The organism is Williamsia sp. Y712, from assembly GCF_059445525.1.
The window spans coordinates 39,625-60,867 of sequence record NZ_JCAIUN010000004.1 but is presented as its reverse complement, the minus strand read 5'-3'; the positions used below and the strand labels follow the sequence as shown (position 1 = coordinate 60,867).

17 protein-coding genes are annotated in these 21,243 nt (G+C 64.9%); 5 read left to right on the top strand and 12 right to left on the bottom strand.

Going from position 1 to position 21,243, the window contains the following annotated elements; genetic code table 11:
• Positions 1-2: 2 nt before the first annotated feature.
• Entirely contained in the window at positions 3-866 is an 864-nt protein-coding gene (locus tag AC1D75_RS23470; RefSeq protein WP_495517752.1) for a chromosome partitioning protein ParB, read from the bottom strand.
• Entirely contained in the window at positions 856-1,590 is a 735-nt protein-coding gene (locus AC1D75_RS23465) for a metallophosphoesterase family protein (RefSeq protein WP_495518390.1), read from the bottom strand. Before AC1D75_RS23465 ends, AC1D75_RS23470 begins: the two co-directional genes overlap by 11 nt.
• A gap of 139 nt (positions 1,591-1,729) precedes the next feature.
• Between AC1D75_RS23465 and AC1D75_RS23460 the strand changes: the two genes are divergently transcribed.
• Complete coding sequence (locus AC1D75_RS23460; RefSeq protein ID WP_495517751.1) at positions 1,730-2,353, top strand: suppressor of fused domain protein; 624 nt, start codon at positions 1,730-1,732, stop codon at positions 2,351-2,353.
• A gap of 10 nt (positions 2,354-2,363) precedes the next feature.
• Here AC1D75_RS23460 and AC1D75_RS23455 read toward each other — a convergent pair whose 3' ends face one another.
• Entirely contained in the window at positions 2,364-3,212 is an 849-nt protein-coding gene (locus AC1D75_RS23455; RefSeq protein ID WP_495517750.1) for an LLM class flavin-dependent oxidoreductase, read from the bottom strand.
• Positions 3,213-3,256: 44 nt separating this feature from the next.
• Here AC1D75_RS23455 and AC1D75_RS23450 point away from each other — a divergent pair, with 44 nt between their 5' ends.
• Positions 3,257-3,787, top strand: a complete 531-nt coding sequence (locus tag AC1D75_RS23450) for a TetR/AcrR family transcriptional regulator (protein WP_495517749.1) — start codon at positions 3,257-3,259, stop codon at positions 3,785-3,787.
• A 36-nt stretch (positions 3,788-3,823) separates the two neighbouring features.
• Here AC1D75_RS23450 and AC1D75_RS23445 read toward each other — a convergent pair whose 3' ends face one another.
• Together AC1D75_RS23445 and AC1D75_RS23440 are read right to left on the bottom strand one after the other, a co-directional pair.
• The gene (locus AC1D75_RS23445) at positions 3,824-4,894 is read right to left on the bottom strand and encodes a magnesium and cobalt transport protein CorA (RefSeq protein ID WP_495517748.1); all 1,071 of its coding nucleotides are present in this window, start codon (positions 4,892-4,894) and stop codon (positions 3,824-3,826) included.
• Positions 4,895-5,112: 218 nt separating this feature from the next.
• On the bottom strand, positions 5,113-5,277 hold the full coding sequence (locus AC1D75_RS23440; RefSeq protein WP_495517747.1) for a hypothetical protein: 165 nt from the start codon (positions 5,275-5,277) through the stop codon (positions 5,113-5,115).
• A gap of 19 nt (positions 5,278-5,296) precedes the next feature.
• Between AC1D75_RS23440 and AC1D75_RS23435 the strand changes: the two genes are divergently transcribed.
• Together AC1D75_RS23435 and AC1D75_RS23430 are read left to right on the top strand one after the other, a co-directional pair.
• Positions 5,297-6,490 (top strand): NAD(P)-dependent malic enzyme, encoded by a 1,194-nt coding sequence (locus AC1D75_RS23435; RefSeq protein WP_495517746.1) that lies wholly within the window; start codon positions 5,297-5,299, stop codon positions 6,488-6,490.
• A gap of 8 nt (positions 6,491-6,498) precedes the next feature.
• Positions 6,499-7,365, top strand: a complete 867-nt coding sequence (locus tag AC1D75_RS23430) for a glycine betaine ABC transporter substrate-binding protein (protein ID WP_495517745.1) — start codon at positions 6,499-6,501, stop codon at positions 7,363-7,365.
• Positions 7,366-7,374: 9 nt separating this feature from the next.
• On the opposite strand, the gene AC1D75_RS23425 is transcribed toward AC1D75_RS23430, so the two are convergent.
• The 3 genes from AC1D75_RS23425 to AC1D75_RS23415 are packed head-to-tail and all read right to left on the bottom strand — an operon-like array spanning position 7,375 to position 10,686.
• Positions 7,375-8,295, bottom strand: a complete 921-nt coding sequence (locus AC1D75_RS23425; RefSeq protein ID WP_495517744.1) for an alpha/beta hydrolase — start codon at positions 8,293-8,295, stop codon at positions 7,375-7,377.
• 7 nt (positions 8,296-8,302) lie between these two features.
• Positions 8,303-9,163 carry an SDR family NAD(P)-dependent oxidoreductase gene (locus AC1D75_RS23420; protein WP_495517743.1) on the bottom strand — a complete coding sequence of 287 codons (861 nt, stop codon included), beginning with the start codon at positions 9,161-9,163 and terminating at the stop codon, positions 8,303-8,305.
• Positions 9,160-10,686: a flavin-containing monooxygenase gene (locus tag AC1D75_RS23415; protein ID WP_495517742.1), complete on the bottom strand. Its 1,527-nt coding sequence runs from the start codon at positions 10,684-10,686 to the stop codon at positions 9,160-9,162. Before AC1D75_RS23415 ends, AC1D75_RS23420 begins: the two co-directional genes overlap by 4 nt.
• A gap of 92 nt (positions 10,687-10,778) precedes the next feature.
• On the opposite strand from AC1D75_RS23415, the gene AC1D75_RS23410 reads away from it, so the two are divergent.
• Complete coding sequence (locus AC1D75_RS23410; RefSeq protein ID WP_495517741.1) at positions 10,779-11,423, top strand: TetR/AcrR family transcriptional regulator; 645 nt, start codon at positions 10,779-10,781, stop codon at positions 11,421-11,423.
• Between the two features lie 66 nt (positions 11,424-11,489).
• On the opposite strand, the gene AC1D75_RS23405 is transcribed toward AC1D75_RS23410, so the two are convergent.
• From AC1D75_RS23405 to AC1D75_RS23390, 4 genes are all read right to left on the bottom strand, one after another.
• A complete protein-coding gene (locus AC1D75_RS23405) occupies positions 11,490-15,317 on the bottom strand; it encodes a multifunctional oxoglutarate decarboxylase/oxoglutarate dehydrogenase thiamine pyrophosphate-binding subunit/dihydrolipoyllysine-residue succinyltransferase subunit (protein WP_495517740.1) in 3,828 nt (1,275 codons plus the stop codon).
• Positions 15,318-15,421: 104 nt separating this feature from the next.
• Positions 15,422-19,327 carry an ABC transporter ATP-binding protein gene (locus tag AC1D75_RS23400; RefSeq protein WP_495517739.1) on the bottom strand — a complete coding sequence of 1,302 codons (3,906 nt, stop codon included), beginning with the start codon at positions 19,325-19,327 and terminating at the stop codon, positions 15,422-15,424.
• Complete coding sequence (locus AC1D75_RS23395; RefSeq protein WP_495517738.1) at positions 19,324-20,124, bottom strand: hypothetical protein; 801 nt, start codon at positions 20,122-20,124, stop codon at positions 19,324-19,326. The genes AC1D75_RS23400 and AC1D75_RS23395 overlap by 4 nt, the downstream gene beginning before the upstream one ends.
• 6 nt (positions 20,125-20,130) lie before the next feature.
• Positions 20,131-21,213 (bottom strand): glutathione S-transferase family protein, encoded by a 1,083-nt coding sequence (locus tag AC1D75_RS23390; protein WP_495517737.1) that lies wholly within the window; start codon positions 21,211-21,213, stop codon positions 20,131-20,133.
• Between the last annotated feature and the right edge of the window lie 30 nt (positions 21,214-21,243).

Below are 21,243 nucleotides of genomic sequence, written 5' to 3'. Positions count from 1 at the left end.
GGTCAGGGAAGTTTGCGGCGACGGCGCGAGTGGGTGAGGAGTTCGTCGATGATCTCCTCATCCCACACGTGTCTGCGCACCAGGCGGTAACGCTCACACGCCAGCCACAGGTACAGTTCCGCGTCGCTGTCGATGTCGGGCAGCACGTCAGCACGCCGTGCCATCCTGACGACCGGTAGGAACTCTTCTCCGAACCAGCGGCGCGCAACCTCGGCCCGCCGCAGGAACGTACCCGTTTCCTGACTGAGTCGAAAACCCCATGCTTCGACGTTCTCGGCCAGTTCGGCGTAGTCGAAGGGGTCGTCGAATGAGATCGCCTCGCGCTGTTTGCCTTCCAACGGGACGCGGGACAAGAAGAGCCGACGGTGATCCTTCATGATCAGGTCGGAGCGGGCATTGATGCCCTCGGGGGATATTCGGGTGTGGATCTCGGTGACGTAGGCGTCGATCGTTTTAAATTTCCGGGCGATCGCGATCGAGACGCGATGATGACCGTCGATGACAAAATGCATCTTGCCGATGCGGTAGAGCTGGACCGGTGGCACGGATTCACCTCGGCGTTGGGCGGCGGCGAGCCGTTGCCACCGTTCCCGGATCCGGGCCGACGTCGGCCGGAAGTACCGATCGAAGTCGCGGGTACGGTCGACGCTTCCGACGATCGTGGAGACGTCCACGGCGACAAGGCCGAGGTAGGTTTCACCGGTCTTGCCCAGTGCGGCAACAACTTCGTCGAACGGCAATATCGTGTTGACGTCGGCAGGCTGGCGGGTCAGCCAGGCCGACAGCCGGGACAGTTCGGCTTTTCGACGTTGCCTGCTGAAGTCGTTTTCTGCGTCGGGGCCGGGAAACCCGGTGTCACGAGCCATGTCGCCTCCGTTGGACCGTGATCTCGCCGCCGCCCGGTTCGATGTCGAAGACGCTGTATCCGACGGTGTTCATGGAAATCGTGCTCGAACGCAGCGACCCACCAGGCCTTCGTTTCTTGTGCAAGATCGTGTGGTCCATCGGCGTCTGACCGTGGGGATGGATGTGTCCGTGTACCAACAGTCGTGGGCGCAGGCGATAGATCAGTGGGAGGTAGCAACGGAAACCGCGATGGGGTCCGTCCTCGGCATCCCCGATACCGCGGGCCGGGCTGTGGGTCAGCAGGATGTCGACGCCACCTGATCCGGGGGTGAGAAGGTAGCGGAACCGTTGCAGCGCAAGCCGGTTGGCGCGTTGACGTGCAGCGGCCTCGCGGTACTGGTTGGGTCCGTCGCTGTAGCGGATGCTGCCACCGAGCCCGGCGATCCGCAGTCCTGCGACCGTTACGATCCGGCCGTCGGCGTTCACCGCGCCCTGCGGACCGGGGTATGTGGTCGGTAGTCCGGCTCGGGTCCAGCCGCTCCGTGTGCGTTTGTAACCGCTCAGGTCGCGGTCGTGGTTACCGGGCACGAAGACGCAGGGCGCCTCGAACCGGATCATCAGCTTTTCGAGATAGTCGAAGGGCAGGTCGCCTGCACCGATGATGAGGTCAGGCGCGAGTTCGTCGGCCGCCCCATGTTGGAGGCTGTCGACGACTTCGTCCGAGACCGCGAGCACACGTACCACTTCACCGACCCTAGCCACTTCGCCGGACTCAGCCACTTCGCCGGACCCAGCCACTTCGTCGCCTTCAGCCATCTCACCGACCCTAGCCTCGTGGGGCCGTCGGGATACCGAAGATGGTGGTGTTTTACTGGGCAGTGCAATGAATGATTCAGAATCGTCGGTGATCGAACGGGTGTCGGCGCACCTTCAGCAGGCATTCTCGGGTTCCGAGCCCCAGCGGGCATCGGTGACCTTCTTGGGTCTGGAATCGATTGACGTACTGCGATTCACCGGCAGTCCTGCTGCAGCCGGGGGCGCTCGGGACGGGGGTGTCGAGGTCGCCTACGTCTCGCTGGGTTGCAGCCGCCATCCGATGGGGGAACCGGATCAGATGCTGGTCGATCCCACCGTTGGGCCCCGTGGGGAGATCGTGGTCCGGATGTACGCTTCGGCGCCGCTGCCAGGGCTCCACCGCAGCGTCGCGATGCTGGCGGCAGCACCGGCGGTCGAGGGTCTTGTGCTCACCGCCGACGGTTTGATCGACCTCGGCGAGCCGCTCTGGGAGGGTTCGAACTGCACGGCCGTGGTGTTGGAGGCCGACGTCGTCGCGCCGTGCCCGCTGCCCGGCGACCTCGAAGACGTGATGTTCTTCCGTGCCATCCCGATCACTGCCAACGAGGCCGCCTGGGTGCGGTTGAAAGGTCTCGACGCCCTGCGCAGCGCCTGGACCGAAGCGGGTATCGACGTCCGCGATCCGGTCCGCGCGGGTGCCACCATCGGCTGAGGCCGACTGTTCAGAGGCGGGGCGGTCCCTGCGCGATCCGGTGGCGGGTGGCCTCGAGACCACCGCCCGCGGTGAAGCTCGATTCGATCCACCAGGTTGCACCGGCGGTATGGCACGCGGAGACAACGGCGTTGTCCGACGGACCCTCGGTGGTGCCGAATCTGATGACGTCGAAGGGTCCCTCGTCGGTGCGATGGGTGGCGACGTAGTCGACCGCGCTGCGGACATCCTCCGGGGCGACATCGAGTCCGTACGTGCCGGCGGTGACCAATCCGTCCCACCGGGCCGCGCGCCGGAGCGGGCTGCGTGCGGGCCACGACGCAGCAACCCAGATCGGTACCCGCGGTTGCTGCACTGTCGGTGTGAATGCGGCGCATTCGATGTCGTGGTGGTCGCCGTGGTGGTTCACCGGTTGTCCGCTGAGCAACTGAGCCAGGACGTCGAGACCTTCGTCGAGCGCTGCCGCCCGCTGCCTGGGGTCGCTGCCGTCGCCGAATGCGGCGTAGTCGGGGAGATACGGGTATCCGGCACCGACCCCCAGGGTCAGGCGTCCGCCGGAGAGTTGGTCGAGGGTGATGATCTCGCGAGCCAGTTTGCCAAGATGTCGTCGGGGGACCGGGGTGACGAGTGTGCCGAGGCGGATTCGTTCGGTCCGCAATGCCATCGCGGCGAGCGCGATCCACGGGTCGACAACGGGTTCGGTGAATTGCAGATGGTCCCAGAGGAAGAACCCGTCCCATCCGGCGGCTTCGGCGTCCGCTGCCAGGCCGGCGAGGACCCGGGCGTCGCCGCAGAAGTCGAAGTTCGGTGTGTAGTAACCGAACTTCATCGTAGGGAGCTGTCCGGATGTGGGAGGCATGGGCCAGAATGTTACAGATATTCCAGTTCTTGTAAAGTGTGTATGTGGCGATTGATGTGCATGGCGACAGCGACTCGAGCCGGGCGCGGATCCTTCGGGCGACGGCGACGGTGCTTGCCCGGATGGGTCCGAGTCGGTTGAACATGTCCGAGGTCGCGACGGCTGCGAAGGTATCGCGGCCCACGCTCTACCGGTACTTCCCATCGAAGGAAGCGCTGCTCGATGCGCTCGGTCAGCACGAGCAGGAGCGGGTACGTGCAGCCGTGGCGGCCGCGGTGGACGGATTGAGCGGCCGCGAACGACTCGAGGCGCTGTTGCGGTACATGGTCGAGTCCCACAACTCCTATCCGCTCCGAAACCTCATCCTCATCGAGCCCGAGCATGAGTTGGGCGAGATCGAACGGGTGTTACCTGTTGTGCAGCAATGGATTGCACCGGAGTTCCCGGGCGCCGATGGTGCCACGATCGCAGGCGCGATCGCGCGTATCGCGATTTGCCACTACCTTTTTCCCTCCGACGACAACGGTGTGTCGTTTCTCGCCCAGCTGCGTCAGGTCGCCGGACTCGGCAACTGAGACCGCAGACCAGCGCGGCTCATGCGTCAGATGTGGTCAGAGCCAATGATTTCTGCGGAACGTGCGCCATAGGGCGGTGCAGACGCCGACGAGGAAGGCCAGCACGATGAAGTAACTGTATTTCCACTGCAGCTCGGGGATGTTCTCGAAGTTCATCCCGTAGATGCCTGCGACCATCGTCGGCACCGATGCGATCGCAACCCAGGCCGATATCTTGCGCATGTCGGTGTTCTGCTGGATGCCGACCTTGGCCCCGGCCGCATCGATGAGCGACGTCAGCACCTCGTCGTAGCTGGCGATCTGTTCGTTGACGCTGCTGTGGTGATCTTGGACATCGCGGAAGTATCGGCGCACTTCCTTGGGCACCAGCTTGTCCTCGGAGCCGGTCAGGCGGCGCAGTGCCACGTCGAGTGGATCGACCGCCCGCCGCAGTTCCATCACCTCCCGCTTGAGGAGATACACCGGTTCGATCTCGACCCGGCGGCCGGGCGAGAAGATGGTCTCTTCCATTGCGTCGACGTCGACCTCGATGCGTGCCGTGACGTCGATATAGGTGTCGATCACGTGGTCGGCCACCGCGTGCATCACCGCGCTGGGTCCCAGTACGAGCAGTTCGGGACGCGCTTCGAGATGTTTGCGGACCCCAGCCAATCCGGTGTGATCGCCGTGGCGGACCGTGATGACGAAGTCGGGGCCCGATATCACCATGATCTCGCCCGTTTCGACGACTTCGTTGGAGACCTGAAGTGTTTCGTGTTCAAGATATTTCACGGTTTTGAGCACCAGGAACAGGATGTTGTCGTACTGCTCCAGTTTGGGGCGCTGGTGCGCCAGGACCGCATCTTCCACAACGAGTTCGTGAAGCCCGAAAGCCTCTGCAACACTTTCCATCTGGCGGTTGTCGGGAGCGTGCAGGCCGACCCAGACATAGCCTCGACCGGTTGTCCGGACCTCTTTGAGGGCGCCGGAGAAGGTGCGCATACCGGGCAGGCGGTGACCGTCCACGTACACCGCGCAGTCGACGACCGCGCGAGATGGTGGAATCGGCACCGGCGCCGAGACTTTCGGTTCGACGACGCCGGGGCGAAGATGTGGCCGCGAGGGCATGACAGCCTCCTTCGTTGCTGGTGTCGAACCCGATTCGACCCCCCGAAGATCGTACGCCCTCCACACCACCGGGCATCGCCACCGGCCAAGGGTTACGAATCAGGTCAGAGACTGTGGGCCCCGGGCTTCGACACCACGCTCCACCTGGCGATGTCGAATACGCTCGTGGCGATCGCGGATCCGTCCGGACAGGTGTCGCCGTTGCACTCGCCGGTCGGTCATCGTTCGCCGACGATGCCGGCTGGCAGGCGCCGGTGCCGCTCGGGGCCCGCGGCTCGCCGGATTCCGTGCGCGACCTCATCGTCGCAGGCCGGTGACTTGAATCGATCGAAATGTTGCCTGATGCTCACGATCCGGAGGTCCTGGGGTGTGAGCCCGGTCATCTGAAGTAGCGTTGTCGCCGTGACCGAGCCCCGGGGCGTCGAATCGCCCGTAAATGATGACAGTGCAGCAACAACGATCACCCGCGAGGAGATCTTTGCCGGCCATGAAGGCGGCAAATTGTCGGTGAACATCACCGCACCTCTCGATTCGAAGAAGGCGTTGTCCATTGCGTACACACCCGGCGTCGCCGAGGTGTCGCGTGCGATTGCGGCCGACCCCGAATTGGCGCGCCGCTACACCTGGACCAACCGCCTGGTGGCAGTGGTCAGTGATGGCAGCGCCGTACTCGGGCTCGGTGACATCGGCCCGCTGGCCTCGTTGCCCGTGATGGAGGGCAAGTCTGCCCTGTTCAAGAACTTCGCAGGCCTCGATTCGATCCCGCTGGTGCTGAGCACGAACGACCCCGACGAAATCGTCGAAACCCTGGTTCGGTTGCGGCATTCATTCGGCGCGGTGAACCTCGAGGACATCTCTGCGCCCCGCTGCTTCGAGATCGAGAAGCGGGTCATCGAGGCTCTCGACTGCCCGGTGATGCACGACGATCAGCACGGCACCGCGATTGTGGTCCTGGCCGCGCTCAAGGCTGCGACCAAGCTGCTCGGCAAGCCCCGTGGCTCGCTGAAGATCGTGATCTCCGGTGCCGGTGCTGCCGGTGTGGCCTGCACCAACATACTGCTGGCCGACGGCATAGCCGACGTCACCGTGATCGACAGCAAGGGCATCGTGCACGCCGGACGCACCGACCTCAACGACGTGAAGGCCGAGCTGGCCTCGCGTACCAATCCGGATCGGCGCACCGGATCGTTGTCGGATGCGTTGGTCGGTGCCGATGTCTTCGTGGGCGTCAGCGCGGGCAAGGTGCCCGAAGCCGCGCTGGCCACCATGAACTCCGACGCGATCATCTTCGCCCTGTCGAACCCCGATCCCGAGGTCCATCCCGAGATCGCGGCGAAATATGCGGCGGTGGTGGCCACCGGTCGCAGCGACTTCCCCAACCAGATCAACAACGTGCTTGCGTTCCCCGGCGTGTTCCGGGGTGCGCTCGATGCCGGTGCCCGGCGTATCACCGAGGCGATGAAACTCGCTGCCGCCGACGCGATCGTCGAGGTGCTCGGCGACGATCTGTCGGCGCAGATGATCGTGCCCAGCCCGCTGGATCCACGGGTCGCACCGGCAGTCGCCGCCGCAGTTGCCCGGGTCGCCGCTGAGTGAGTGCTCTCATGAACCGCAGGGTTCGGCGGATGTTGCCGGCGTTGGTGCTGGCAGGTGCGCTGATCCTCGCGGGATGTTCAGAACCCGGCCCGACGGCGCAGCCTTTGGTCACCGGGTCGACCCCGGACACGCCGAGCCGCGTGGTGACCGCCATCTATGCCGGGGCTCTGCAGAACGCGGGCGCCGACGTCTCCGACGATCATCCGGTGGGTGATTACGCTGAGCTGTTGGCCGGGATGGACGAGCGTTCGGTCGACCTGATGCCGGCCTGGTCGGGGGAGTTGCTCGGCCAACTCAATCCCGGTGCCACCGGTCGCAGTACCGAAGACGTTTACAACGAGTTGAATCAGGCACTACCGCAGGGTGTTTCGGTGGGTGATGCGACGTCGGTGCAGGACAAGACGCTCGTGTACGTCTCGGCGGAACTGGCCACCACGGCCGACGTCGACGAACTCTCCGATTGTGGTCGGCTCCCGGCCGGTCTGCCGCTGGTGGCCGTGACCGAGCCCGACCCGGTCACGCTGACCGAGTTGGGCAGTGCCGGTTGTGCTTTCACATCACCGGTGGTGCTCGGTGTCGAGGCGGCCATCGCGGAGGTCGCGGCAGGCCGGGCTGCGGGACTGTTCTCGGCGCTGGGCGTCGTCGGCGACGATTCCGGGCTGCAGGCTCTGGCCGATACCACCGACACGTTGCGCGCCCAGGATCTGGTGCCGGTCTTCCGAACCGCGGCCCTGGACCGCGACCTGTTCCGCGCGATGAACAAGGTTGCCGGAGAGCTGACCACCGCCGACCTCACCACGATGGCGGAGCAGGTCGACGGCGGCGCCGAGGTGTCGGCTGTCGCCGGTCGCTGGCTGGCCGAACACAGCAGCTGACCCCGACCGCTATATCTCGACGTCCGCACTGGTCCGGGTCAGGTGCCTGGCCAGGAAGTCGCCGAGGTCGGCGACGGCTGCTGCGGCAGCGGGCATCAGGGGCGCGGCCACGTGACCGACGTGCCAGAGCCGGCCCAGATCGCTCAGCGTTGTATCGACGCCGGCGGCCTCGAGATCGGCGGCGAACTCGGTGACCTGCTGCAGCAACATCTCCGGCCTGCCGACCTGGATCAGCGTCGGCGGTAGCTGCGTGAGGTCGCCGCGCGCCGGTGCATACCTGGGATCGGCGGGATCGCCGTCGCCGAGGTACATTTCGGCGCTTCGGCTGGCCCAGGCGGCATTGACGACGATGTCGGTGCCGTTGTCGTCCTGCCGTGCCGCGGGATCAACCCACGGCGAGATCAATCCCAGCGCGGCCGGACGTAGTCCGTGCTCGTCGATCAGCACTCGTGCGGTCGCCACGCTCAATCCGCCGCCTGCGGAGTCGCCTGCGATGGCGATGGACTCGGGTTCGTATCCGCGCGTCACCAGATCGCGGAATGCAGCCACCGCGTCGTCGACTGCTGCCGGGCACGGATGTTCCGGCGCCAGGCGGTAGTCCAGGACATAGACCTCGGCCCGGACGGCCGCCGCCAAACTGGTTGTCAGGCCGCGATGGGACCTCGGCGAGCCGGTGACGTAGGCCCCGCCGTGGAGGTAGAGGATCGCCTGGGCGTGCTGGGTGGGCCCGACGGTGATCCGCTCGGCAGGCAGGCCGCCCAGAACGATCTTGCGGATCACCTGATCGGCGACCGGAGGTATCAGCAATGCGCTGGCATCGAGCATCCGTCGTTGAACGGTGGGCGTCAACCGTGCATTCAAGGCCAGTCGGAAGACGGGTTTGAACAGACGTTCGCTGAGTGGAATCGACAGGGCCAGAGAAGGACTCATCGCTCGATCACAGCACCGACGACGGGTCGTGCGGGACCTTTTCCGGCTTCGGTGCAACCCGGCCTGCGAACTTGGAGATCACCACTTCGTACAGTGAACCGCCGGTACGGACCAGGACGTCGATGATTTTCGCATCGGCACCGACCAGCACGCGGGGACGGTTCTTCTCGATCGCGGCGATGATGATCTCGGCGGCGCGCGGTGAGGTGGTCCGGGCCAACTTCTTGTCGAAGAACTCGGCGGCAGTGCGCTGATCGTGACCCTCGGACACCGTCGAGTTGCGCGCGATGGCGGTCTTGATGCCGCCGGGATGCACGCACGTGACCTGCACCGGATGCCCGGCGATCCGCATCTCCTGGTAGAGCGACTCGGTGAATCCGCGTACCGCGAACTTTGCTGCGTTGTAGGCGCTTTGGCCCGGCATCGCCAGGATCCCGAACAATGACGAGGTGTTCACGATGTGGCCGTCGCCCGACGCGATGAGGTGGGGTAGGAACGCCTTGGTGCCGTTGACCACGCCCCAGAAGTCGATGTCCATCACGCGTTCGTACTGCTTGAACTCGGTGATCTCCACTTCGCCGTGATGGGCGATGCCAGCGTTGTTGATGACCAGGTTTACCTTGCCGAAATGCGCCGCGACGGTATCGGCGTATTCGAGGACGGCCTCACGTTCGGCGACATTGAGCAGCTGCGAATGAACCTGCGCGCCGCGAGCTTTCAGGAGCTGTTCGGTCTCATCGAGTCCGGACGGGTTGACGTCGCTGATCGCCACGAGCGCGCCCTTGGCCGCCAGTTGCAGCGCCAGGTCTCGGCCCATGCCTGATCCGGCCCCGGTCACCACGGCAACCTTGCCTTTGAAGTCCTTCACGATGTCACCGTTTCTGTTGCGGGTCGGGAGGGTTCGGCCACTGCTCCGGTGTGAGCCCCGGTGGCGACACTGGAAGTGTCGTATGCGGCCAGATCGAACTTACGCGTGATGCGGCGGTAGTTGAACGTGAATCCCGGCCACAGCGTGGTGATGTTGCCGAAGGCGTCCTTGTACCAACTGGCGCAACCGCCGGTCTCCCAGACGCTGGACTTCAGGTTCTTCTGGATGCCGACGTTGTAGTCGTGCTGTACATCGGATCGGACCTCGACGCGGGCGATGTCGTACTTGCGTTGCAGCTTGAGGTAGTCGACGAGATAGTTCAGCTGCGACTCGATCATGTAGACCATCGAGGTGTGGCCCAGGCCCGTCGAGGGACCCACCATCAAGAACAGGTTGGGGAACCCGTGCACGGTGGTGCCCTTGTACGCATTCATCCCGGTCGCATCCCAGACCTCGGTGAGGCTGGCGCCGTCCTTGCCGATGATGTGCTCGAAGGCGGGGGAGTCCGTGACATGGAAGCCGGTCGCGACGACAATCGCGTCGACGTCCCTGGCGACCCCGTCGGCGGTGATGATCCCGGTGGCGGTGACCTCTTTGATCGGGTCGGTGACCAGGTCGACGTTCTTCTGGCCCAGCGCCGGGTAATAGGTGTTCGACAGCAGGATGCGCTTGCATCCGACCTTCCAGTCCGGCGTCACCGCGGCGCGTAATTTTCGGTCGGAGATCCCACGCGCGATGTTCCGCTTGCCGATGATCTTGGCAGGGGCGAGCACGTTGGGGGCATGTGTCAGGCCGAAGGAGACCAGCTCGTGCGAGGCGTAGATGCCGCCCCTGGCGGCCTTCTGGAACCCGGGAATGTGCTTGAACGCCCAGTTCTCGGCGCCCGAGTACGGGCGATCCGCGCGCGGCAGCACCCATGGCGCGGTGCGTTGGTAGACGTCGAGTCGGCCGACCTCCTTGGCCAATTCCGGAATGATCTGGATGGCCGAGGCGCCGGTACCGATGACCGCGACCCTTTTGCCCGCGAGGTCGTAATCGTGGTTCCACTGCGCGGAGTGGAAGACCTCGCCGGTGAAGTCGGCGATGCCCTTGATGTCTGGGAGTTTGGGTTCGCAGAGCGGTCCGACGCCGGCGATCACAAACGTCGCGCGGTATTCACCGGAGGAGGTGGTGATGGCCCACTGGCCGGCCGGCTCGTCCCAGGTGATGCTGGTGACCTCGGTGTTCCAATGCGTGTTCGGTTCCAGGTTGTGTTCGGCTGCGACCGCGTTGATGTAGCGGTGGATCTCGGGCTGCCGGGAGAACGAGCGGCTCCACGTCGGATTGAGTGCAAACGAGTACGAGTAGAGGTGTGAGGGCACATCGCAGGCGGCACCGGGGTAGGTGTTGTCGCGCCAGGTGCCGCCGAAATTGCTTCCGCGATCGAGGATCACGAAGTCGTCGATACCCTGTTGCCGCAGCTTGATCGCGGCGCCGAGTCCGGAGAAGCCCGCGCCGATGATGGCGATCTTTACAACGTTCATGGGTACGAACTTACCCACTACTGACCAAGTGTCAATAGGGACGGGGCCAGATGATGGCGCTTATTGACGATAAGTCAGTAAGATGAGGACTCATGACCACCGCCCGCCGCACCCGAATGAGTCCGCAGGCCCGACGCGATCAACTGATCGAACACGGATTGCAGATGCTCTCCGACCGAGCGCTGGACCAGGTGTCGGTCGAGGAGGTGGCCGAGGCCGCCGGCGTCTCGCGGGCCCTGTTGTTCCACTATTTCGAGTCCAAACAGGATTTCCTGGTGGCGCTGACGACCACGCAGAGTCAGCGGATGCTCGAACGTACCGAACCGGATCTGAGCCTGGGAGATCCTGTCGCGATCGCCCGCGCATCCCTCGCCGCGTTCATCGACTACGTCTCGGCGAACAGGTCGGCCTATCTGGCGATCCTGCAAGGTGTCGGCGCCTCGGATCCGGCGATGCGCAAGGTTGCCGACGACACCCGTGCGGTCATGGCCGAGCGTGTTCTCGGTTTGGCCGACCTGCTGGAGTTGCAGCGCACACCGATCCTCGAATTGGCGGTGCACGGCTGGGTCACGTTCAGTGAACAGGTCACCGTTCGCTGGCTACTCGATGACACCGGGGTCACCCGCGAGACCCTCATCGAACTGATCACGCAAGCCCTGCCGCTTCTGGCGATGACTGCCGGAACCCTGGACACTGTCGGCGACCAGCCCCAGATACCCACCCCCGGATACCAATAATGTGCCCTTCTGGCGACTGAAAGCCCTGGTGGGCGCCGCCAAAAGGGCACATTATCGGGGGTTGGATCAGGCGAACGCGGTATCCACGATCTCCTGCTGCTCGACGGCATGGACCTTCGACGAGCCCGATGACGGTGCGGACATCGCGCGACGTGAGACGCGACGCAATCCGCTGAAGTACTCAGGCAGCATCTCCGGCAGCGTCAGGCCGAAGTACGGCCACGCACCCTGGTTCTTCGGCTCTTCCTGGACCCAGAACACTTCCTTCATGTTCGGGTACTGCTCGAGCGCGTTCTTGAGGCGCTTGTGCGGAACCGGGTAGAGCTGCTCGATCCGGACGATCGCGATGTCGTCGCGATTGTCCTTGGCCTTGCGTGCGGCCAGCTCGTAGTAGAGCTTGCCCGACACCAGCAACACCCGCTCGACCTTGCTGCGATCGCCGCCGCCGTCGAAGGCCGGATCGTCGATGACCGAGCGGAACTTGCCGTCCGTGAACTCGGAGATCGGGGAGACCGCTGCCTTGTTGCGCAGCATCGACTTCGGGGTGAAGACGACCAGTGGCCTGCTGATCCCGTCGAGGACGTGGCGCCGCAACAGGTGGAAGTAGCTGGCCGGAGTCGACGGCAGTGCGACGGTCATCGAACCCTCGGCGCACAACTGTAGGAACCGCTCGATGCGGCCCGAGGTGTGGTCTGGACCCTGACCCTCGTGGCCGTGCGGGAGCAGCAGGACCACGTCGGAGGTCTGGCCCCACTTGGCCTCACCTGACGAGATGAACTCGTCGATGATCGACTGCGCGCCGTTCACGAAGTCACCGAACTGGGCTTCCCACAGCACAAGTGCGTCGGGATCGCCAACGGAGTAGCCGTATTCGAATCCGACGACCGCGTACTCACTCAGCGAGGAGTCGTAGACGAGGAACTGGCCGGGGTTGTCCGGGTTGGTCTCGGCGACCGTACGCAGTGGCGTGTACTCGTCGCCGGTCTCCCGGTCGATGAGCACCGAGTGCCGCTGGGTGAACGTGCCACGACGGGAATCCTGGCCCGACAGGCGGACCGTGCGGCCCTCCTCGACGAGTGAACCGAAGGCGAGCAGTTCGCCGAACGCCCAGTCGACGTTGCCGTTGCGCGACATGTCCTGGCGCTTCTTGAGCACCGGCTGGACCCTCTGATGGACGGTGAAGCCCTCGGGCACGTTGGCGAAGGCGTCGCCGATCCGTTCCACGGTCTCTTTGCTGACCTTGGTCTCCAGTTTCACCGGGAGAGCCTGATCGGATTCGACGGACGGGCTCGGCGTGGCCTGGTACTTCTCGAGTTCGCGAACCTCGTTGAAGACCCGTTCGAGCTGACCCTGGTAGTCGCGCAGGGCGTCTTCGGCCTCTTTGAGCGAGATGTCACCGCGACCGATGAGAGCTTCGGTGTAGCTCTTGCGGACGCTGCGCTTGGTGTCGATCACGTCGTACATGGCCGGTTGGGTCATCGAGGGATCGTCACCCTCGTTGTGACCGCGGCGGCGGTAGCACACGAGGTCGATGATGACGTCCTTGTTGAACTTCTGCCGGTAGTCGACGGCCAGCTTGGCCACCCACACGCAGGCTTCGGGGTCGTCGCCGTTGACGTGGAAGATCGGCGCACCGATCATCTTCGCGACGTCGGTGCAGTACTCCGACGAACGCGACGATTCCGGTGCGGTGGTGAAGCCGACCTGGTTGTTGACCACGATGTGGATCGTGCCGCCGGTGCGGTACCCGGGGAGCATGGCCAGGTTGAGGGTCTCGGCGACCACACCCTGGCCTGCGAACGCGGCATCACCGTGCAGCATCAGGGGCAGAACGGTGAACTCTTCTTCGCCGCCCTTGTTGTGCAGGTCCTGCTTGGCGCGGACCAGTCCCTCGAGCACCGGGTCGACGGCCTCGAGATGTGACGGGTTGGCGGTCAGCGAGACGAGGATCTCGTTGTCGCCGAACATCTGGTAGTACTTGCCCTCGGCACCGAGGTGGTACTTCACGTCGCCCGAACCGTGGGCCTGTGACGGATTCAGGTTGCCCTCGAACTCGGTGAAGATCTTCGAGTACGGCTTGCCGACGATGTTGGCCAGCACGTTCAGACGGCCGCGGTGCGGCATGCCGACGACGACCTCGTCGAGCGCGTACTCGGCGCTCTGGTCGATGACACCGTCCATCATCGGGATGACGGCTTCGGCACCTTCCAGTGAGAAGCGCTTCTGACCGACGTACTTGGTCTGAAGGAACGTCTCGAAAGCCTCGGCGGCATTGAGCTTCGACAGGATGTACTTCTGCTCGGCCACCGGCGGCTTGACGTGCTTGATCTCGACCCGGTCCTGCAGCCACTGCTGCTGTTCGGGTTCGAGGATGTGCGTGTACTCGACTCCGACGTGGCGGCAGTACGAATCGCGCAGGATCGACAAGATGTCGCGCAGCTTCATCTTGTTCTCGCCGTGGAATCCGCCGACCTTGAAGCTGCGATCGAGATCCCACAGCGTCAGGCCGTAGGTCAGGACGTTCAGGTCGGGGTGGGAGGCGCGCGCATCCGAATCGAGCATCAGCGGATCGATGTCGGCCATCAGGTGGCCCCGATTGCGGTATGCCGCAATCAGTTCCAGTACCCGTGCATTCTTGTCGACTTCACCTTCGGAGATGTCGCGACGCCACCGGATCGGCTCGTACGGGATGTGCAGCGTCGTGAAGATCTCGTCGAAGAAATCGTCGGACAGCAGCAACTGGTGGATCGTCCGCAAGAAGTCGCCGGACTCGGCGCCCTGGATGATGCGGTGATCGTAGGTCGAGGTCAGCGTCATCAGCTTGCCGACGCCCATCTCGGCGATGCGCTCGTCGCTGGCGCCCTGGAACTCGGCGGGGTACTCCATCGCGCCTGCGCCGATGATGGCGCCCTGGCCCTTCATCAAACGGGGGACCGAATGCACGGTGCCGATGGTGCCGGGGTTGGTGAGCGAGATGGTCACTCCGGCGAAGTCGTCGCCGGCGAGTTTGCCTTCGCGGGCGCGGCGGACGATGTCCTCATACGCGGCATGGAACTCGGCGAAGTTCATGTTCTCGCAGCGCTTGATGGCAGCAACCACCAGCATGCGCGACCCGCCCTTGCCGGGTAGATCGATGGCCAGGCCGAGGTTGGTATTCGCGGGTGAGACGATGTTCGGCTTGCCGTCGACCTCGGCGAAGTGCCGGTTCAGGTTGGGGAACGACTTGATGGCCTGCACGATCGCATAACCCAGGATGTGGGTGAACGAGATCTTGCCGCCGCGGGTACGGGCGAGATGGTTGTTGATGACCGTCCGGTTGTCGATCATCAGCTTCGCCGGAATCGCACGCACACTGGTGGCGGTCGGGATCTGCAACGACGCCGACATGTTCTTGGCAACGGTGGCCGCTGCGCCGCGCAACACCTGAGAGGAAACCTCGGTGGTGGCCGGGGCGGTCGGCTTCTTCGCGGTGGTCTTCTTCGAGACGGTCGCGTCCTTGGTTGGCGTAGGTGACTTCGCCTTGGCCGGAGCCTTGGTCGCGTCTGCCTTTGCCGCAGGCGCGGGGGTGGCCTTTGCCGTAGATGCGGTGGTGGCGTTGGATCCGTCGCGGCTGGTCTCTGACTGACCTGCCGCGGCCTTGCTCGCGGGCGTCGAATCGACTGCCGGCTTACCCGAGCCCGATCCTTCGGATGCGGAGGTGTCGGATGCGGTGGCGGGCGTGGCCTTCGCCGTGTCACCGGTGTTTGTCTTTGTTCCGTTGGCCTCGGCTGCATAGTTCGTCAAGAACTCATGCCAGCTCGGATCAACCGAGGTCGGGTCTTTTTGGAAGCGCTGGTACATTTCCTCAACCAGCCACTCGTTCTGTCCGAAGTCTGAAATCGAACTGCTGCTCACGGCAGTATCTCGCCTCAATTCGTTGATTGGCCGGCGTGCGTTTCCGACCTACGTGCGTTTGCGAAGTCCCAGATAACAAGGTTAGACCCCACTGGTCTGCGAGGCTATGCCGGTTGGCTGCCTTCGTGGCGTGGGTCACTTCGTCCGATCTCATCCGGTGTGATACCAGCGGTCCACAGAGCCCTGTACTGCCCGTTCAACAACAGCAGATCCCGATGTGTTCCGAGCTCTACGATCTGACCGCCGGACACCACCGCGATGCGATCCGCGCGAGCCGCGGTGGCCAACCGGTGGGCGACGATCACCGACGTCCGAGACCCGGTGAGGTGTCGCCCCGCGGCCAGTACCCGGCGTTCGGTCGACTGGTCGAGGGTGGCGGTGGCCTCGTCGAGCAGCAGCAGGTCGGGATCGACCAGCTCGGCGCGGGCCAGCGCGATCAGCTGTCGCTGACCTGACGACAGGCCCTTTCCGCGTTCCCCGATCGGATGGTTCATCGCCCCCGGCAGACCCGCGATCATCGACAGTGCGCCGACGGCCGCGGCCGCCGCGGCGATCTCGTCATGGGTCGCATCGGGTTTGCCATAGGCGATGTTGTCGGCAACGGTCCCGGTGAACAGGTGCGGCTCCTGCGGCACCACGCCGAGCCGGGACCGGTAGTAGCTCAGCCGGAAGTCCCGGATGTCGGTGCCGTCCATCCGGACCGAACCGGTGGTGGGGTCGTAGAAGCGGGCGAGCAATTTGACGATGGTGGATTTACCCGCGCCGGTCTCACCGACCAGTGCCAGTGACGTCCCGGCCGGTAGATCGAGGTCGACCCTCGACAGGGCGTCACGTGTTGCACCGGCATAGCGGAACGTCACTCCTCGCAGTTCGGTGTGGCCCTCGAAGCCGCCGGGCGGTGGTGGGATCGTCTCGGCTGGTCCGCCGTCACGTGACCCGAAGCTGTCCGGACACTGCACACTGCTGCGGGTCGCCAGCAGATCGGAAATTCGGCGGAGGCCGACCAATGCCTGCTGATAGCCGTCGAACACCTGGGACAACTGCTGAACGGGACCGAACAACATGCCGAGGTAAAGGACAAACGCGACAAGGGTGCCGGGGCTGGTCTCGCCGCGTGCCACCTGATGTGCTCCGACCGCGATGACGCCTGCGGTGGCCAGGTCCGCCATCAGCGTGATGAACGGGAAGTAGATCGAGATCGCTTGCTGCGAGACCATCCGGGCCCGCACATAGGTTGCCGCCCGGGTGGTGAACCGGGCCATCGCGAAGCCCTCGTGGCGGTAGGCCTGCGTGGTGCGAACGCCGCCCACGTTCTCCTGGAAATCGGCGTTGACCTCGCTGATCAGCTCCCGGGATCGGGTATACGCACGGGAGCTGATCCGGCGGAAGACGATCGTCGCGATGATGATCGGCGGGAAGACCACCAGCATGAGCAGGCCCAGCGACAGGTCGGTGAGCACAACCGCCACCCCGACCCCGACGATCGTCAGGGTGCTCACGATCGCCGACGACAGTCCGGTCTGCAGGAACGTCGAGAGCGCGTCGACGTCGGTGGTCATCCGCGTCATGATGCGCCCGGACAACTCCCGCTCGTAGTAGTCCAGTCCGAGGCGCTGCAGGTGGGCGTAACTGCGGACGCGCAGCGCGTAGAGGACACGCTCGCCACTGCGTGCGGTGATCACGGTCATCACCGCGGCGGCGACAAATCCGACGGCGACCGCACCGAGCCCAAGGCCGGTGGCAATCCAGATCCGGCTTGACTGATCGTCCGTTGCGCCGTCGATCCCGAACCGGGCGATCGTCGGGAACGCCAGGCCGATCAGGGTGTCGACCGAGATGCAGACCACCACCGCGGCCAGCAGCCATCGAACCGGCCGCAACAACTGGCGAAGCGAGAAGTCGGGACGGTCCCGGCGGATCTCGGCGTCGTCGGTGGGCGGCGATTCGTCCGCGGGCGGCAATGCGGCCACGGAATCGAGGAGTTCGGGTGTGGCGGGCATGGCGCCGAGCGCGCCCGCGATTCCGCCGCCGCCGCCGCGACCCCGGCCGCCGATCGCGTTGGTGACGGTGCGGGTCGGTTCGAGCGCATCCGGCGCGTCGGCCGGCCATAGGGCCGCGGTGTCGACGGTGGGATCGTCGAACGCAGGACCGTCGAGCGCGGGATCGGCGGGATCCGTGTCGGTCGCGAGCTCACCGTCGAGGGTGTCGAGGTCGGTGGTCATCAAAGCCCGGAACTCGGGGCACCGCTGTGTCAGTTCGGCGTCGGTGCCGATGTCGATGATCCGGCCACCGTCGAGCACCGCCACCCGGTCGGCCAGGGACAGGGTCGATCGTCGGTGGGCCAGCAGCAGCATGGTCCGGGTGGAGGTGCGCAGATGGGCAAAGATCTTTGCCTCGGTCTGGGCGTCGACCGCTGACGTGGCGTCGTCGAGGATCAGGACGCGGGGATCGGCATACAGGGCACGGGCCAACGCGATCCGCTGCCGCTGGCCACCGGACAAGGTGAGGCCGCGTTCACCGACGATGCTCCGGAAACCGTCTTCGAGTGCAGTAACGAAACCGGTGGCCTGTGCCTGTGAAGCGGCGTCGACGATGCCCGCCGGTATGGGACCGTCCTCGTCGAACTTGCCGACGTGGGCGTTCGGCGCGATGTTCGCGGCAACGGTGTCGGAATACAGGAAGGGTTCGTCGAACACCACGCCGACCGCACCCCGTAGTTCCTCGGTCGCGATGGTGTCGAGGTCGTAGGCGCTGGGCAACCGGGGGATATGGGACCCTCCGGTCCCGGGGTGCGATGTCAGTTCCACCGAACCCGAGTCGGGTCGGTAGAACCGGTCGGCGAGCATGGCCAGCGTCGATTTGCCGGAGCCCGGGGCCCCGACCACCGCGACGACCTCGCCGGGCGCGATGGTCAGATCGAGATCACGCAGGACCGGTTGGGTGGCGCCGGGATAGGTGAATGTGACGTCGCGGAGCTCGAGTCCGAGTGTGCCCTCCGGCAGCAGACCGGTTGCCGCCAAGCCGGGATCTGCCGGCTGATCGATCACGCCGTACACCCGCTCGACGGCCGCGCGGGCCAGCTGTGCGGAGACGATGAGGGACGTCAGGACGCGGGCCAATCCGGTCATGGTCGTGACGTAGGTGGCAAACGCCAGGAAGGTGCCGATCGAGATGGACCCGGTCATCGTCAGGTAGCCACCGAGCGCGATGATCGCGACCATGCCCAGCTGTGGCACCGCGGCCAACGCCGGCGCGAAACGGGCGTTGATCTTCGCGGCCCGCAGGCGCAGCGAGTAGAGGCGCCGCCCGTATCCGACGAGTTCGTCGACGGCGCGATCCTCTTGACCGAAACCCTTCACCACCCGCACGCCGGTGACCGTCTCTTCGACATGCTGCGCCAGATCCGCGGCGGCCTGCTGCGCCGACCACGTCGCCGCGAACATCCGTTTGCGGCTGTTGAAGGCGATGACGGCGACGCAAGGGATGACCAGGAGCGCGACAACGGTCAGCAGCGGCGACAGATAGAACATCACACCGATGGCAAGGACCACCTGGAGTGCGGCTCCCAGCGACAGCGGGACCATCGCGAGCAGACCCTGCACGAGTTGTAGGTCGGTGATGGACCGGGACACGACCTGGCCGGTGCGGATCTGGTCCTGTGCGCCACCATCGGTCCGCAGCACCGAATCCAGGACCGAGAGCCGCAGCGAGTTCTGCACCTTCAACGACAGCTTGCCTGCGGTCAGCCTGCGGCCGTACTGGCATCCGTACCGGACAAATGCCAGGACCACCATCACCAGTGCGATCGCGCCGATCGTGTAGCCGTGATGGGCGACCCCGGTTGCCTCGTCGATCGCAGCCCTCGTCAACAGCGGGAGAGCGAGATCGATCATGACGGCCAGTGCGGTGACGGCCAGGGTGATCGCAACGAGCCGTCGGTGGCGGCCGCACTCGCCGGTCAGACGTCGGATCCAACCGGACCCGGGGGATGCAGTGTGTGGTCGGGTCAACTAGCGCTCGGCCCATCGCCGGAGGCCGGGAACTGGGGAGTGCCCACGGCGTTCTGGGGATTGCCCACGGCGTACAGGGGGACATTGGGATCGCGAACCGGCCAGTAGGGCGGTGGTGGCCCGAAGACCTGCCGTGAGTTGTTCACGATGATCCTGCCCAGTGCACGGTTGCCCACGCCGCCGACGAGCGCACCCAGGCCGGCGGGGAGCAGTTTGCCTGCCGCCAGCGGCAGCTTCTGGAGTGCGTACTTCTTGAAGTAGGTGCGGATCAGCTTCTGATTGAGCGTGCGCAGCACCGGCGCGGGGATGAATCCGCCGAACACCCTGGCCATGGTTCCCGACTTGGCGCCCAGCGAATCCCGGACCACCGCGAGTCCGGACTCGCCAAGGGCCACGGTCAACACCAGGGCCTTGCGGCGTTCCCGATCATCGATCGGGACCCCGTGAACCTCGGCGATCGCCAGCGACAACAGCGCTGACGCCTCGATGAAGAAGGCGGTTTCGGCGCCGAGTGAGGCGAGGGACACCATCGTTCCGATGCCGGGGAACGCGGCGGCCGCACCCACCGCACCACCGGATCCGGTGACCGCGAGCAGGAATCGGTTTTCGAGACGCTCGATGATCTGCGCGGGTGACTCCTGTGGATGCTCGCGCCGAAGGTGATGGATGTATTTCGTGACCGCCGGTGCCTGTAGGTGCTGGGCGTGATCGACGAGGGAGTCGATCATGCCCTCGGTCTTGCGGGTTGCGCCGATCGCGTTGCCGTTGCCGATCGACGAAAGTTGTTTCTTTGCCACGTCTTTTCAGGCTCCTTGTCCGGCGGGAACGCGTTCGGTGGCCAGGGGCGGTGGTGGCGGGGTGCCATCACCGAACGGGCGACCACCGAGTTGTTCGCGGTGATGACTGCTTCGCCAGCCGGACAGGTCGGGCCCGCGAGGCACGATCCGGCTGGGATTGATGTCGCTGTGGACGATGTAGTAGTGCTGCTTTATCTGGGTGAAGTCGACGGTGTCTCCGAAACCGGGGGTCTGGAACAGGTCGCGGGCGTACGCCCAGAGCACCGGCATCTCGCTGAGCTTGGAGCGGTTGCACTTGAAATGGCCGTGGTAGACGGAGTCGAAGCGGACGAGTGTCGTGAACAGTCGGATGTCGGCCTCGGTGATGGTCTCGCCCACCAGATAACGCTGTCCGCGCAGGCGCTCCGACAAGTCGTCGAGGCGTGCGAACAACTGGTCGTAGGCCTTGTCGTAGCTGTCCTGGCTGCCGGCGAATCCGGCCCGGTACACCCCGTTGTTCACGTCGGTGAAGATCACGTCGATCACCTCGTCGATCTCGGCGCGCAGGTTCACCGGATACAGGTCGGGTGCACCTTCGCGGTGGAAATCGACCCACTCGGTGGAGAAGTCGAGCGTCATCTGCCGATACTCGTTGGTGACCACGGCCCCCGTCGGGATATCCACGATTGCGGGCACGGTGATACCACGCGGGTAATCGGGATAGCGGGTGAGATAGGCCTGCTTGAGGCGATGGATCTTCAGGACCGGATCGATGCCACCGGGGTCGAGATCGAACGTCCAACTGTCGGAGTCATGGGTGGGCCCGCACATGCCCATCGACAACGCCTGCTCCAATCCGAGCAGCCGGCGCACGATGATCGCACGATTGGCCCAGGGACAGGCGCGGGCGACGACCAGGCGATAGCGGCCGGCCTCGACCGGGTATGTCTTGCCCGCGGGTCCGATCCCATCGCGGGTGATCCGGTCGTCGATGTAGTTGGTGTCGCGCACGAACTCCTGGCCGGCGGTCACGTAGCCATCGCTCACGTGGCCATCGGGCACATTCCCGTCGGAGGAACTCTGATCGGAGGTACTCGCCTGAGTGCTCATCGTTTTCCAGACTAGCCGTCCGAAAAAGTC